General features: G+C 72.6%; 13 protein-coding genes and 1 pseudogene. 6 read left to right on the top strand and 8 right to left on the bottom strand.

Annotated features, from left to right (window positions below; translation table 11 throughout):
* Positions 1-81: 81 nt before the first annotated feature.
* Both SSP24_RS27085 and SSP24_RS44315 read left to right on the top strand, forming a co-directional pair.
* Complete coding sequence (locus SSP24_RS27085) at positions 82-267, top strand: hypothetical protein (RefSeq protein WP_141312330.1); 186 nt, start codon at positions 82-84, stop codon at positions 265-267.
* Positions 268-284: 17 nt separating this feature from the next.
* Positions 285-1,376: pseudogene (locus SSP24_RS44315) on the top strand (glycosyltransferase 87 family protein); the annotation flags it as partial.
* Positions 1,377-1,396: 20 nt separating this feature from the next.
* Here the strand turns inward: SSP24_RS44315 and SSP24_RS27075 are convergent.
* Positions 1,397-3,040, bottom strand: a complete 1,644-nt coding sequence (locus tag SSP24_RS27075; protein ID WP_141312329.1) for a DNA repair helicase XPB — start codon at positions 3,038-3,040, stop codon at positions 1,397-1,399.
* Between the two features lie 155 nt (positions 3,041-3,195).
* Here SSP24_RS27075 and istB point away from each other — a divergent pair, with 155 nt between their 5' ends.
* The gene (gene istB / locus SSP24_RS27070; RefSeq protein WP_141312328.1) at positions 3,196-4,437 is read left to right on the top strand and encodes an IS21-like element helper ATPase IstB; all 1,242 of its coding nucleotides are present in this window, start codon (positions 3,196-3,198) and stop codon (positions 4,435-4,437) included.
* Here istB and SSP24_RS27065 read toward each other — a convergent pair.
* From SSP24_RS27065 to SSP24_RS27060, 3 genes are all read right to left on the bottom strand, one after another.
* Entirely contained in the window at positions 4,415-4,642 is a 228-nt protein-coding gene (locus tag SSP24_RS27065) for a hypothetical protein (RefSeq protein WP_229864914.1), read from the bottom strand. The genes istB and SSP24_RS27065 overlap by 23 nt on opposite strands.
* Before the next feature lie 111 nt (positions 4,643-4,753).
* On the bottom strand, positions 4,754-4,876 hold the full coding sequence (locus SSP24_RS44970) for a hypothetical protein (RefSeq protein ID WP_268255075.1): 123 nt from the start codon (positions 4,874-4,876) through the stop codon (positions 4,754-4,756).
* Positions 4,877-5,056: 180 nt separating this feature from the next.
* Positions 5,057-7,588 carry a helicase C-terminal domain-containing protein gene (locus SSP24_RS27060; RefSeq protein ID WP_141312327.1) on the bottom strand — a complete coding sequence of 844 codons (2,532 nt, stop codon included), beginning with the start codon at positions 7,586-7,588 and terminating at the stop codon, positions 5,057-5,059.
* A gap of 160 nt (positions 7,589-7,748) precedes the next feature.
* On the opposite strand from SSP24_RS27060, the gene SSP24_RS27055 reads away from it, so the two are divergent.
* Together SSP24_RS27055 and SSP24_RS27050 are read left to right on the top strand one after the other, a co-directional pair.
* Positions 7,749-8,708 carry a hypothetical protein gene (locus tag SSP24_RS27055; protein ID WP_141312326.1) on the top strand — a complete coding sequence of 320 codons (960 nt, stop codon included), beginning with the start codon at positions 7,749-7,751 and terminating at the stop codon, positions 8,706-8,708.
* Positions 8,709-8,773: 65 nt separating this feature from the next.
* Entirely contained in the window at positions 8,774-9,409 is a 636-nt protein-coding gene (locus SSP24_RS27050) for an HAD family hydrolase (RefSeq protein WP_141312325.1), read from the top strand.
* Here SSP24_RS27050 and SSP24_RS27045 read toward each other — a convergent pair.
* Positions 9,385-9,636, bottom strand: a complete 252-nt coding sequence (locus SSP24_RS27045; protein WP_141312324.1) for a hypothetical protein — start codon at positions 9,634-9,636, stop codon at positions 9,385-9,387. The genes SSP24_RS27050 and SSP24_RS27045 overlap by 25 nt on opposite strands.
* Positions 9,637-9,800: 164 nt before the next feature.
* On the opposite strand from SSP24_RS27045, the gene SSP24_RS44965 reads away from it, so the two are divergent.
* Positions 9,801-10,184, top strand: a complete 384-nt coding sequence (locus SSP24_RS44965; protein ID WP_129798464.1) for a cold-shock protein — start codon at positions 9,801-9,803, stop codon at positions 10,182-10,184.
* A 24-nt stretch (positions 10,185-10,208) separates the two neighbouring features.
* Here SSP24_RS44965 and SSP24_RS27035 read toward each other — a convergent pair whose 3' ends face one another.
* Genes SSP24_RS27035 through SSP24_RS27025 form a run of 3 tightly spaced genes read right to left on the bottom strand, consistent with a single transcriptional unit; the run spans position 10,209 to position 12,174 of the window.
* Complete coding sequence (locus SSP24_RS27035) at positions 10,209-11,051, bottom strand: 1,4-dihydroxy-6-naphtoate synthase (protein ID WP_141312323.1); 843 nt, start codon at positions 11,049-11,051, stop codon at positions 10,209-10,211.
* A complete protein-coding gene (locus tag SSP24_RS27030) occupies positions 11,048-11,734 on the bottom strand; it encodes a futalosine hydrolase (RefSeq protein ID WP_141312322.1) in 687 nt (228 codons plus the stop codon). Before SSP24_RS27030 ends, SSP24_RS27035 begins: the two co-directional genes overlap by 4 nt.
* Entirely contained in the window at positions 11,704-12,174 is a 471-nt protein-coding gene (locus SSP24_RS27025) for a DUF2771 domain-containing protein (protein ID WP_141312321.1), read from the bottom strand. The genes SSP24_RS27030 and SSP24_RS27025 overlap by 31 nt, the downstream gene beginning before the upstream one ends.
* Positions 12,175-12,453: the final 279 nt, after the last annotated feature.

The raw sequence follows: 12,453 nt of genomic DNA, 5'->3' as shown, positions 1-12,453 counted from the left end.
CCTGAAGGGCTACCCAAGGGCCACGCAGGTTCGGCCCCCAGACCGATGCCCCCTTTACGGTGCGAAATCCACCATGGATGCATGAGTGCAGCGACCTTCACCCCAGCCCCCGCGCCGGCCCGCGCCCCCGGCACATCAGCCCTCACCCCCACCCACCGTCACGGCCTCGGCGAAGCCCTGCGTGCCGTGCGGGTGTTCGCGGGTGCCGCGTTCGATGTGATCATCCTCGGTGAGTACGGCGAGGAGGCGGGCGTCCGCCGCAAGTGAGCGTCTAGTGTCACCGTGTGACGAGACGATCACGCTCGGCAGCCTCCGCGACCCTCCTCGCCGTCTCCGTCGCGGCCTTCGCCGCCCTGTGCGTCGTACAACGCCCACCCATGGCCGACGCCCTGGTGTACCGGGCCGAGGGCGCAGCCGTCCTGCACGGCCGTGACCTGTACGCCTTCACCGTCACCGAGTGGGACCTGCCCGCCACCTATCCCCCCTTCGCCGCGCTCGTCTTCACCCCCGCCGCCTGGATCCCCGTAGCGGCCCTGAAAGCCGGCTTCCTCGCGGTCAACACCCTGCTCACCGCCTGCCTGGTCCACCTCTCGGCCCGACTCGCCGGCCGCCCCCTGCGCCTCCCGGCCCTCTGCGCGGCCACCGCCCTCGCCCTGTGGCTGGAACCGGTCTTCCAGACGCTCCTCTACGGCCAGATCAACCTCGCTCTCGCCTGCCTGATCCTCTGGGACCTCACCCGCCCGCCCGGCGCCCTGGGCAAGGGCGTGGCCATCGGCATCGCGGCCGGCATCAAGCTCACGCCGGCCGTCTTCATCGCGTACCTGCTGCTGCGCGGCCGCCACCGGGAGGCCGCCACCGCCACGACCGCCTTCGCGGCGACCGTCGCCCTCGGCGCGCTGGCGCTCCCCGCCGCCAGCGCGGACTTCTGGCTGCGCCGCCTCTACGAGACCGACCGGGTGGGCAAGCCCTGGATCATCGACAACCAGTCGCTCCAGGGCCTGATCGCCCGCGCCCTGGGCGACCCGGCGCCGGGCCTCGCCTGGGTGGCGCCCGCCGTCCTGATCGCGGCCGCCGCCCTGTGGCTGATCCACCGCACGCCGGACGACCGCCACGCCCTGCTGCTGACGGCCGTCACCGCGCTGCTGACCTCACCGATCAGCTGGTCCCACCACTGGGTCTGGTGCGTGCCCCTGATCGCCGTACTCCTGGCGGACGGCCGCACCCACCTGGCGCTCACCGTGACGTTCCTCTTCACGGCCCGCACCATGTGGCTCGTCCCCCACCAGGGCGACCTGGACCTTCACCTCCCGTGGTGGCAACAGCCCCTGGCCTCGCCCTATCCCCTCGTGGGACTGGTGGTGCTGACGTCAAAGGCCCTGCGTACGGTCTTATGGAGTCAGCTCTCCGCCAGCAACTCGTCCGCGTCCATGATCCGGTACGCGTACCCCTGCTCCGCCAGGAACCGCTGGCGGTGGGCCGCGAAGTCCTGGTCGAGCGTGTCGCGGGCGACGACCGAGTAGAAGTGCGCCTGGTGGCCGTCCGCCTTCGGGCGCAGCACGCGCCCCAGCCGCTGGGCCTCCTCCTGACGCGACCCGAAGGTCCCGGACACCTGGACGGCGACGGTCGCCTCCGGCAGGTCGATGGAGAAGTTGGCGACCTTGGAGACGACCAGGACGCTGATCTCGCCCTCCCGGAAGGCGTCGAAGAGCTTCTCGCGCTGGGCGTTGGACGTCTCGCCCTTGATCACCGGCGCCCCGAGATGCTCCCCCAGCTCGTCGAGCTGGTCGATGTACTGCCCGATGACGAGGATCTGCTGCCCGGCGAACCGCCGGACGATCGCCTCCGTCACCTTCCGCTTGGTCTCGGTCGTGGAGCAGAAGCGGTACTTCTCCTCCTGCTCCGCCGTCGCGTACGCGAGCCGCTCGGAGTCCGTGAGATTCACCCGGACCTCCACGCAGTCGGCGGGCGCGATGTACCCCTGCGCCTCGATCTCCTTCCACGGCGCGTCGAACCGCTTCGGCCCGATCAGCGAGAACACGTCCGACTCACGGCCGTCCTCGCGCACCAGCGTCGCCGTCAGGCCCAGGCGGCGGCGCGCCTGGAGGTCGGCGGTGAACTTGAAGACCGGCGCGGGCAGCAGATGCACCTCGTCGTAGACGATCAGCCCCCAGTCCCGGGAGTCGAACAGCTCCAGGTGCGGATAGACACCCTTCCGCTTCGTCGTCAGCACCTGGTACGTCGCGATGGTGACCGGCCGGATCTCCTTCCTCGTGCCGCTGTACTCACCGATCTCGTCCTCGGTCAGCGAGGTCCGCTTCACCAGCTCGTGCTTCCACTGCCGGGCCGAGACCGTGTTGGTGACGAGGATCAGGGTCGTCGCCTTCGCCTGGGCCATGGACCCCGCACCGACCAGCGTCTTACCGGCCCCACAGGGCAGTACGACCACCCCGGACCCGCCGTGCCAGAAGTTCTCCACGGCCTGCTTCTGGTACGGCCGCAGCGCCCAGCCGTCCTCGCGCAGCTCGATCGGGTGCGCCTCGCCGTCGACGTACCCGGCGAGGTCCTCGGCCGGCCAGCCCAGCTTCAGCAGCACCTGCTTGATCTGCCCGCGCTCGGAGGGGTGCACGGCGACGGTGTCCGGGTCGATGCGGGTGCCGACCAGGGGTGCGATCCGCTTGGAGCGGAGCACCTCCTCCAGGACCGGGCGGTCGGTGGTGGTGAGGACGAGGCCGTGCGCCGGGTGCTTGCTCAGGGTCAGGCGGCCGTACCGGTCCATCGTGTCGGCGATGTCGACGAGCAGCGCGTGCGGCACGGGATAGCGGCTGTACGTCACCAGCGCGTCCACGACCTGCTCGGCGTCGTGCCCGGCCGCGCGCGCGTTCCACAGGCCGAGCGGCGTCACCCGGTAGGTGTGGATGTGCTCGGGCGCCCGCTCCAGCTCGGCGAACGCCGCGATCGCCCGACGGCACTCGTCGGCCTGCTCGTGATCGACTTCGAGGAGCAGGGTCTTGTCCGACTGGACGATCAATGGTCCGTTCACGCGTGGCTGCCTTTCCGGATGCTCGGTGGGGGGCCAAACGTCCAGTGTGCCTGATCCTTCTCGGAGTCCTGTAGGAGTCCGGTCGGAGTCCTACAGGATGTCTTTTCATTCGTGTGAGTGGCGTGGTTTCACCTGGACGGCGGTGGCTGCGAACAATGCAGAGCGTGCAGGCCATCACTCGTGCCCCGTCCCCGCCCACCACCACCCTCGGTTACGCGCTGTTCGCCACGCGCTGGCTGCAGGCGCCGCTGTACTTCGGTCTCGTGGCAGCCCAGGGGGTCTATGTCTACAAGTTCTTCAACGAGCTCTGGGCGTTAATCGTTCGCTGCGTCACCGGGCAGGCGACGGAGACCTACGTCATGCTCGCCGTGCTCAAACTCGTCGACGTCGTCATGATCGCCAATCTGCTGATCATGGTGATCGTCGGCGGCTACGAGACGTTCGTCTCCCGGATCGGCCTCCAGGGCCACCGTGACCAGCCGGAATGGCTCTCGCACGTGAACTCCAACGTGCTGAAGGTCAAGCTGGCCACCGCCATCGTCGGTATCTCGTCCGTCCATCTGCTGCAGATGTTCGTGGATGTGCACCACACCTCACGGCACTCCCTGCTGTGGGGCACGGTGATCCACATGGCGTTCATCGTGTCGGCCGCGATCCTCGCGTACATGTCGGGGCCGATGGCGGCGCAGGCCGAGCGGGCCCACCAGTCCTCCCATCAGCCCCAGCAGTCCTCCCACCAGCCCGAGCAGCGGCACGCCGCCGAGGACGCTCCGCCCGGGAGGGCCGTGATCCCGGCCCAGCGGGAGGAGGTGCCGAGCGCCGAGGCGCGGCTGCGGGCGGCCGGGTTCCCCGCCCGCAAGCTGCTGGAGGACTTCGACGCCGAGCACCCGCGGTCCTTCGACCGGGAGGCCGTGGCCCGGCTCGGCAAGCTGGACTTCGTAGTCGCCCGGCGCAACGTCGTGTTCGTGGGGCCGCCGGGCACCGGCAAGACGCACCTCGCCATCGGCCTCGGCGTGCGCGCCTGCCAGGCCGGTCACCGGGTGCTGTTCGCGACCGCCGGTGAGTGGGCGGCGCGGCTGGCGAAGGCGCAGGCCGACGGCCGGCTCGGGGAGGAGCTGCACCGCCTCGACGTCTACCCGCTGCTGATCGTCGACGAGGTCGGCTACCTGCCCTTCGACGCCGACACCTCGCAGCTCTTCTTCCGGCTGGTCGCGCACCGCTACGAGCGCGGCTCGCTGATCGTCACCGGCGACCGCCCACTGGAGCGGTGGGACGAGGTGTTCGGCGGTGCGGCCGCCCCGGCGATGGTGGACCGACTGGCCCATCACGCCGAGGTCGTCCGCCTCGAAGGGGACAGCTACCGGATGCGCCGGGCTAGTTCAGAGTGGGCAGGGTGAGGTTGTTGACCAGCGGCTGAGCGAGGACATGTCCGTCGACATTGACGAGGGGTCCGCCCGCCGCCCCCGCGATCGGGAGCGGCGCGGCAGTCGGCGCCGCCGAGGCCTTGGGCGCGAGCGCGACGACAAGGGCGGCCGTGGTCACCACCGCGGCGGCGGAGAGGGCGATGGCACGGTGGGCGCACGGGGGGAGCTTGGAACGCATGGGGACGCCAGGGCCTTTCAGGGGTTCGTCTCGGGGGTTCGTCTCAGGGTTTCGTCGGGCGGGCCGGACCCGGGACGCAGGGACCGGCCCGACGGGTGTGCGGGGGGTACGTCAGACGGCCGGGAGCTCGATGATGATCCCGGCGACTTCAAGGGCGGCGGCCTGAGTGGTGAGGGCGCCGAGCATCACGGCTGTGGCGGCCAGTACGGCGGCGACACGACGGGCAGCTCGCATGGGGGGTTTCCTTTCGGATGCGCTCGCCCGAACTCCTCCGAGTACGGGCTTGATCAGGACATCCGGTGGCTGCCCGGCCCCCCGTACGGCGATGCGGGATGTGCCGGAAGCTCCCTCATGGGTGGGAAGGGCCCGGCGTGGCGTGCATGAATCCCGGCGTACGCCCGCACGGGTGAGGTCCTAGTCCTCCGCCAGCTCCGCCACCCCCGTGATCCGGTGCAGCGGATACGTGCGGACCTCGTCCGCGGTGTGGTCGTACGCCGTCACGAAGCCGCCCTCCACCCGCACCGGCGCGATCACCCGCTGACTGGCGGCGCCCTCGGCGTTGACGTACCCGATCCACAGGGCCTGGCCGGTCAGGACGGCGGCCTGCATGGTGGCGAGGGTCTCGGCGGAGCTGGTGCGCGGCAGGCCGCCGCCGGTCGCGGTGGGCGTGGGGGACTTCCGTGGCGTCGTCGAGGCCAGATCTCCCGCGCGGATCGCGCGGATCGCGGCCCCGAGGAGCGTGGCGTCGGGCGCGGGCGGCCCGTCCGGCACCGGCTCCGGCGGCGTGCGCGGCGGGGAGCGGTGGGCGTGCGCCCGCGTGATCAGTACGTCGCCCTCGGCGGACTCGGCGGCGGGCGCGAAGCCCATGCCGCGCAGCCCCTCCAGCAGCGTCGCCGGGTCGGCCTGCGCGGCCAGCACGGTCGGCGCGAGGCGGCGCAGCCGCAGTCCGGCGGACCGCTTGTCGGCGAGGATCTCGTTGAGCAGCGCGTCGTCGTCGCAGCGCACGTACGCCGAGGCCGCGCCCACCCGGAGGTGCCCGTGCCTGCGGGCCACGTCGTCGATCAGGTACGCCAGCGGCTGCGGAACCGGCGTACGGGAGTGCTCGGCGAGGAAGGCGTGCAGGTTGGAGGCGCTGCGCCCGGCGTCCAGAGCGCGGCGTACGGAGGCGGGCGTGAAGCGGTAGACGGTCGCCCCGCCCTTGGACTCCACGTCGGCGAGCACACCCAGCAGGTCCGCGAGGTGCCGCTGCAACGGGCCCGGCGCCACCGCCGTCAGATCGGCCTGGAGCAGGACGTGGTCCAGCGGCTCGGGCAGCAGCGGGGCGAGCAGCCGGGCGGCCGTGACGGAGGCGACGGACTGCTCGGCGGGCGTGAGGGGTTCCAGGGGCGGGGTGGGGCGGTGGTGGACGGGGAGTTTGTCGCCGGGCCCCTCGGGGTCCTCGGTGGGCGCGTGCGCCGGGGCGTGCGCCCCCAGCAACGCCCGCCCGTGCGCCGAGAGCGCCCCCCGCCCGGTCACCCCGAGCAACTCGGCCTCGGACAGTGCCCACTGGGCGAGCCGGACCCGCAGATCGGCGTCGGGGGCAGTCTCCCGCCGCAGCGGCCGCTCCCACCGCAGCCGCGCCAGCACCGATTCACCCGCCGCGGCCGCCCCCTCCGGCAACTCCGCGAGCAGGCTCAGCACCCGGTGCCGTACCTCCGGAGCCGCCGACCGGTCGAGCCCCGGTCCCAGCGCGGCCAGCGAGCGGTCCTTCGCGTCCCGGCCGCCCACCAGCCCGGCCGTCCGGGTGGCCGCCAGCCATGCCTGAGCCAGCCGGGCCCAGCGCTGGGCGGCGGGCTGCTCCAGCCACTCGTCGTAGGCGGGGGTCGCCGCGTACCGCTCGTCGGCCTCCCCGTCGGAGGCGATCAGGCCCGCCGCGTAGGCCAGTTCGACCCAGAAGGCCGCGACCGGCTCGGACACGTCGAGCGCGACGGCGGTCCGCTTCAGGTCACGGACGCTCAGCCCACCCGCGCGCAGCACCGCCGGGCCGCCCTCGTCCCAGTCCTTCAGCAGCTCCTCGACGGTCGCCAGGGCGGTGTACGCCTGCCCGGCCGCCGTGGCGTCCACAACCTGTGGACGGTGCGCGGCCGCCGCCTCCACGGGCGGCGGCACCGGCTCCGCCGTGCGGTGCGCCCTGCCGCCCCGCAGGTGAAGGGCCACCTCGCGGGGGAGTACGACCGTGCCGGGCGCCGTCGGCAGCAGCAGCCCGCGGTCCAGCAGCCAGCGCAGCCGGGGTGCCGGGTCGGCGGTGACCTGGCCGTACGGCGGCCCCCACACAAGCCGCTCCAGCACCTCCACCGACTCGGCCGGGGCCTCGTCGAGCAGCGCGGACATCCGCTTGCGGTCGGTGAACAGCGCGGTGAGCGCGGCCGCAGCGGAGACGGAGTCGGGCGTGGAGGACAGCCCGGCGGCCGTGACGAGTTCCTGGATCCGGCCCGGTGACATGCCCGCCGTCGCCTCCTGGACCGTCGGGCCAAGCCCGGTCGGGGACGGATGCTGCGGGGTCGGGGCGAGCAGCTCACGGGCGGTGCGCACCAGGCGCAGCCGGTCGTCGGCGCCCCACACGAGGGCCTGCTCGCGCAGCGTGCCGAGGCCGCGCGGCAGGGCGGCGGCGACGAGAGGGTCGCCGTCGTCGCCGGCCATGAGCCCGAGCAGTTCCTCGTACGTCGCCGGATCGGCCGCCACGGCCAGCGCCTCCGCCGCCTGCAGCGCGAAGCGGTCCAGCCGCTCCAGGGCGCGGACCACCGAGGCACGGGTGCCGGCGCGGGTGGCGAGCTGGGTGAGGTCGGTGGGGACGGGCGTGATGAGATCGGGCCGGCTGCGCAGGAGCGCGGCCAGCGAGGCGTCGTCCCGCGCGCGAAGCGCCTCCGCGAGGGACCGCGGGGCCGCCGGCTTCTCCTCGGTGCTCATCCGGTCAACGGTAGCGGGTCGGCGCCGGGGCGCGCGGAGCATCCGCATGCCGGGTGGGGCCCGGCGCCGACAGGCTGCGGCAGTACGGCGAACCGCTGGATCACCCTGCGCTAACGTCGTGGCACGGGGATTCCGGCACACCCGCCCCGGAGGGGACAGCGTGGGGATCGAGAGCGACAAGGTCGTCTACGAGTATCTGAGCCGCGTCGGTGACGTGGCTCAGCAGCGGCAGCTGCCCTCCGCCACCCGTATGCGCCTGGTCTCCCAGCTGCGCGACGAGATCGACCGGCGCCGCGCCAAGGCCGTCGTCGACAGCCCCGCCGCCGTCCGCCGCATCCTGGACCGTATCGGCAGCCCGGACGAGGTGGTGGCCGCGGCGGGGGAGGGTGGCGGTGCCGTGGAGTCGCCGTCCGCCGCCGTGCCCGTACAACGAGACAGCCAGGGGAAGGGCAAGGGGCTGCGCCGAATCGTGCCGCGGCCCCGGCCCGCCGAGCCGGAGACCTCGCCCGCCGACGCCCCCGCCCCGCCGCACCGCGCGGGCGAGCACGAGCTCGGGGACAGCGCCACCCAGCCCGACTGGTGGCGGGTGGACAGCAGCCCCTTCGGCGTCGGCGACAGCGTGCCCGGGTTCGTCGGCGGCGTGGAGATCCCGGAGCTGCTCAGGCCGCCGGAGGACGAGAAGGACGCCGACCCCGAGCCGGCGGCCCAGAAGACCCCGGAGCCCGACCCGGCCCCCGACGCCGGACAGCCCGCCCCGCGCCGCCGGCTCCTGCCGACCCCCGGCACCTGGAACAACCCCCTCCTCCTGCTCGCCGCCGCCCTCCTCGTCGCCGGTGCCGTGCTCGGCAACCTGCTCCCGCTCGCCGTCGGCTGGCTCATCGCGTACGCCTCCCGCCGTCTGACCAGGTGGGAGATGAAGCTGGCGGTGATGATCCTGCCCGGCGCCGCGGTCGCCGCCGGTTTCGTCTTCCTGTGGGGCAGGCTCGACGGCCGCTGGGGCACCCCCATCGCCGACGGCCACATGAACGACGCCCTCGCCGAGACCTGGCCCTGGGTGGTGCGGGGCGCTGCCGTGGCGTCGGCGCTGTTCCTGGTGTGGCGCTCCCAGAAGAAGAGCTGAGGGCCGCAGTTCGCGGGCCCGGCCCTCACACCCTGTTCACCCGGGCCATACCCCCACTCGGCACAATGGCCCCCATGACCTCGCGCCCGCTCACCGTCGGCTTCGATCTCGACATGACGCTCATAGACTCCCGCCCCGGCATCCACGCCTGCTACCTGGCGCTGGCCGAGCGGACGGGGACGTACATCGACGCCGACCTCGCGATCACCCGGCTGGGGCCACCGCTGGAGGAGGAGCTGCGGCACTGGTTCCCGGAGACGGAGGTCGCCGCCGTGGCCGATGTCTACCGGGCCATGTATCCGACGATCGCCATCGCCGCGACCCCCGCCATGGCCGGCGCGCACGAGGCGATATCGGCGGTACGGGCGGCCGGTGGACGCGCGGTCGTGGTCACCGCCAAGTACGAGCCCAACGCCAAGCTGCACCTCGCCCACCTCGGCATCGAGCCGGACGCGGTGGTCGGCGACCTGTGGGCGGAGGCGAAGGCGGCGGCGCTGCGCGAGCACGGCGCGGGCGTGTACGTCGGCGACCACACCGGCGACGTCCGCGGCGCCCGCGCGGCGGACGCGCTGTCGGTGACGGTGGCGACCGGCCCGTGCGACGCCGAGGAGCTCACGGCGGCGGGCGCGGACGTCGTACTCACCGGCCTGGGTGAGTTCCCGGAGTGGCTTTCGGCCTATCTCGACGCGCCGCGCGCCTGACGCCGCCCCGCCGCGATCGACCGGAACAGCCCCGCTCCGGCGATGAGGAAGCCGACCCCCATGAGCATGCTCAATCCGAACATGTACGTCGGAAAAGGCGTCGTACCGAGGAGCAGTGGAGCCACCGTGACCAGAGTGGCCACGGCTCCGACGATGAAGACGATGCCGCCGGTACGGATCAGTCGGTCACCGGGCGCGGCGGAATTCGGTTGGGTTTTGTCACGCACCGGACCAGGGTAGTTCCCAGCGCGAAGGAACAACCGGGCGACGTCTTGTCACCGGCCTGAAGACCATTAGCCTTGGTACCGGCGGGTCACGGACGACCCGCCCCAGTGCTATCAAGAGCCGTTTCAGAAGCAGTTTTCCGACGAGTACGAGGACGAGGACAGACGTGCCTACCGGCAAGGTCAAGTGGTTCAACAGCGAGAAGGGCTTCGGCTTTCTCTCCCGCGACGACGGCGGTGACGTCTTCGTCCATTCCTCGGTTCTCCCCGCCGGAGTCGAGACGCTCAAGCCGGGACAGCGCGTGGAGTTCGGGGTCGTCGCCGGGCAGCGCGGCGACCAGGCCCTCTCCGTCACCCTCCTGGACCCGACCCCGTCGGTCGCGGCCGCCCAGCGCAAGAAGCCGGACGAGCTGGCCTCCATCGTCCAGGACCTGACGACGCTCCTGGAGAACATCACCCCGATGCTCGAAAAGGGCCGCTACCCCGACAAGGCCTCCGGCAAGAAGATCGCCGGTCTGCTCCGGGCGGTCGCCGACCAGCTCGACGTATAGACCTGCTGGACCTGCGCTACGGCGCTAGGGGAAATCCAGCGCGTCCGGGCCGAGGGGCGGCACCAGCCCCTCGGCCGCCGCACGGGTGAGCAGACCGCGGACGGCCGCGTAGCCGTCCTCGCCGAGGCCGGCGGTGAATTCGTTGACGTACAGCCCGATGTGCTGGTCGGCGACGACCGGGTCCATCTCCTGGGCGTGCGCCATGACGTAAGGGCGGGACGCCTCGGGGTCCTCCCAGGCCATGTGCACGGAGGTCCGGATGGCCTCGGCGAGCCGCGTCAGCGTCTGCGCGCCCAGTGACCGCTTGGCGATGATCGCGCCCAGCGGGATCGGCAGCCCGGTGGTGTGCTCCCAGTGCTCGCCCATGTCGGCGAGCTTGTGCAGGCCGTAGTTCTGGTACGTGAAGCGCGCCTCGTGGATGACCAGGCCCGCGTCGACCTTCCCGTCCCGCACGGCGGGCATGATCTCGTGGAACGGCATCACGACGATCTCGCCGACCCCGCCGGGCAGCGTGTCGGCGGCCCACAGGCGGAACAGCAAATACGCCGTCGACTTCTCGCTCGGCACCGCGACCGTGCGTCCGGTCAGGTCGGTGCCCGGCTCCCGGGTCAGCACGAGCGGCCCGCAGCCCCGGCCCAGCGCGCCGCCGCACGGCAGCAGGGTGTAGGTGCCGAGGACGTACGGCAGCACGGCGTACGACACCTTCAGCACGTCCAGCTCGCCGCGCTCGGCCATGCCATTGGTGACGTCGATGTCCGCGAACGTCACGTCCAGTGCGGGCGCGCCGGGGACGCGGCCGTGGGCGAGGGCGTCGAAGACGAAGGTGTCGTTGGGGCAGGGGGAGTACGCGATCTGCAGACGGCTCATGCCGGTTTCCAACTCTCCAGTACGGGGGTGAGCTTCCCGAAGCCGTCCGTGAGCGCCTGAAGGGCCTCGCCGATCCGCCAGGCGGCGCGGTCGCGCGGGCCGACCGGGTTGGAGATCGCGCGCAGTTCCATCACGGGCGTGCCGTGCGCGGCGGCGGCCTCGGCGACGCCAAAGCCCTCCATGGCCTCGGCGAGGGCACGCGGGTGGTGGGCGCGCAGGGCGGTGGCGCGGGCGGCGGTGCCGGTCACCGTGGACACGGTCAGGACCGTGCCGGTGCGGGCCCCGGTGGCGGTCGCGGCGTCCCGTACGAGTGCTTGTGGCGGACGGTGGGTGACGGTGCCGAAGCCCAGGTCGGTGACCGGGAGGAAGCCCTCGGCGGTCTCGGCGCCCAGGTCGGCGGCGGTGATCTCGTCGGCGACGACCAGCGAGCCGACGGGCGCCTCGGGTACGAAGCCGCCGGCGATGCCGGTGGAGACGACCAGTTGGAAGGGGTGGCCGTCGCGGGCTGCCTCGGTCAGGGCGGTCGCGGTGCGGGCGGCGGCGCTGGCGGGGCCGACGCCCACGGCGATGACCTGCCCGGAGAATGTCCGGGCCACCGCGTCCCGCTCGGCGGGGACCGCGGTGGCTACGAGGATCCGTGCGGCGGACGTGGTCAGGCGTCCTTCTTCAGCTTGAAGGACCACAAGCCGGTGACCTCCTGCTCGCCCTCCCTGATGGAGACCAGCGTGGAGTCGCCCTGGGCGCCGTACTGGGCGTTGAAGAACACGCTGCCCGGGATGGTGCGGTAGGTCTTGTCGCTGGAGTCGGTGAGCGGCTGGCCGTTCATCAGGATCGTCCAGCCCTTCTCCGCGATCTTCGGGTCCACACCGAAGCGAACGGTTTCGTCGGGGTCGACCGAGATGGACTTGATGTCCGAGTCCTTCAGGCACTCGGTCAGCTCGGCGGTCTTCAGGGCGGCGTCGTCGCTGTAGCAGGTCGCCTCGGCGTTGACCGAGCTGGAGCCGACGGTGATCGTCGACACTGGCGTCGGCTTGTCGCAGGCCGACAGGACGAGCAGTCCGGCGGAAACGGCGCCGGCGGCGGCGACGGCGCGGCGGCGTCGCACAGCGGATTGCATGGTCATGGTCGAAGGCTATCGGGCATGTCCAGTGGCCTGCCTATGCGGGGGGCGGGGGCGTGCCGGAGGTCGGGGCGGTCGGGGGCTGGTGCGGGGACGTGCGGTGGGTCAGGGCGGTCGGGGCGGCTGGTGCGGGGGCGTGCGGTGGGTCAGGCAGGATGCGGCTGGTGCGGGGGCGTGCGATGGGTCAGGCCGGTCGTGGGCGGTGTGGGGGCATGCGGTGGGGTAGGCCAGTCGCGGGCGGGTGCGGGGGCGTGCCCGTGGGGCAGTCCACGCACCGGCGGG

The organism is Streptomyces spinoverrucosus, assembly GCF_006539505.1.
Classification (GTDB): domain Bacteria; phylum Actinomycetota; class Actinomycetes; order Streptomycetales; family Streptomycetaceae; genus Streptomyces; species Streptomyces spinoverrucosus.
The sequence above is the reverse complement of the archived record's forward strand: the minus strand, read 5'-3'. Positions and strand labels throughout refer to the sequence as shown.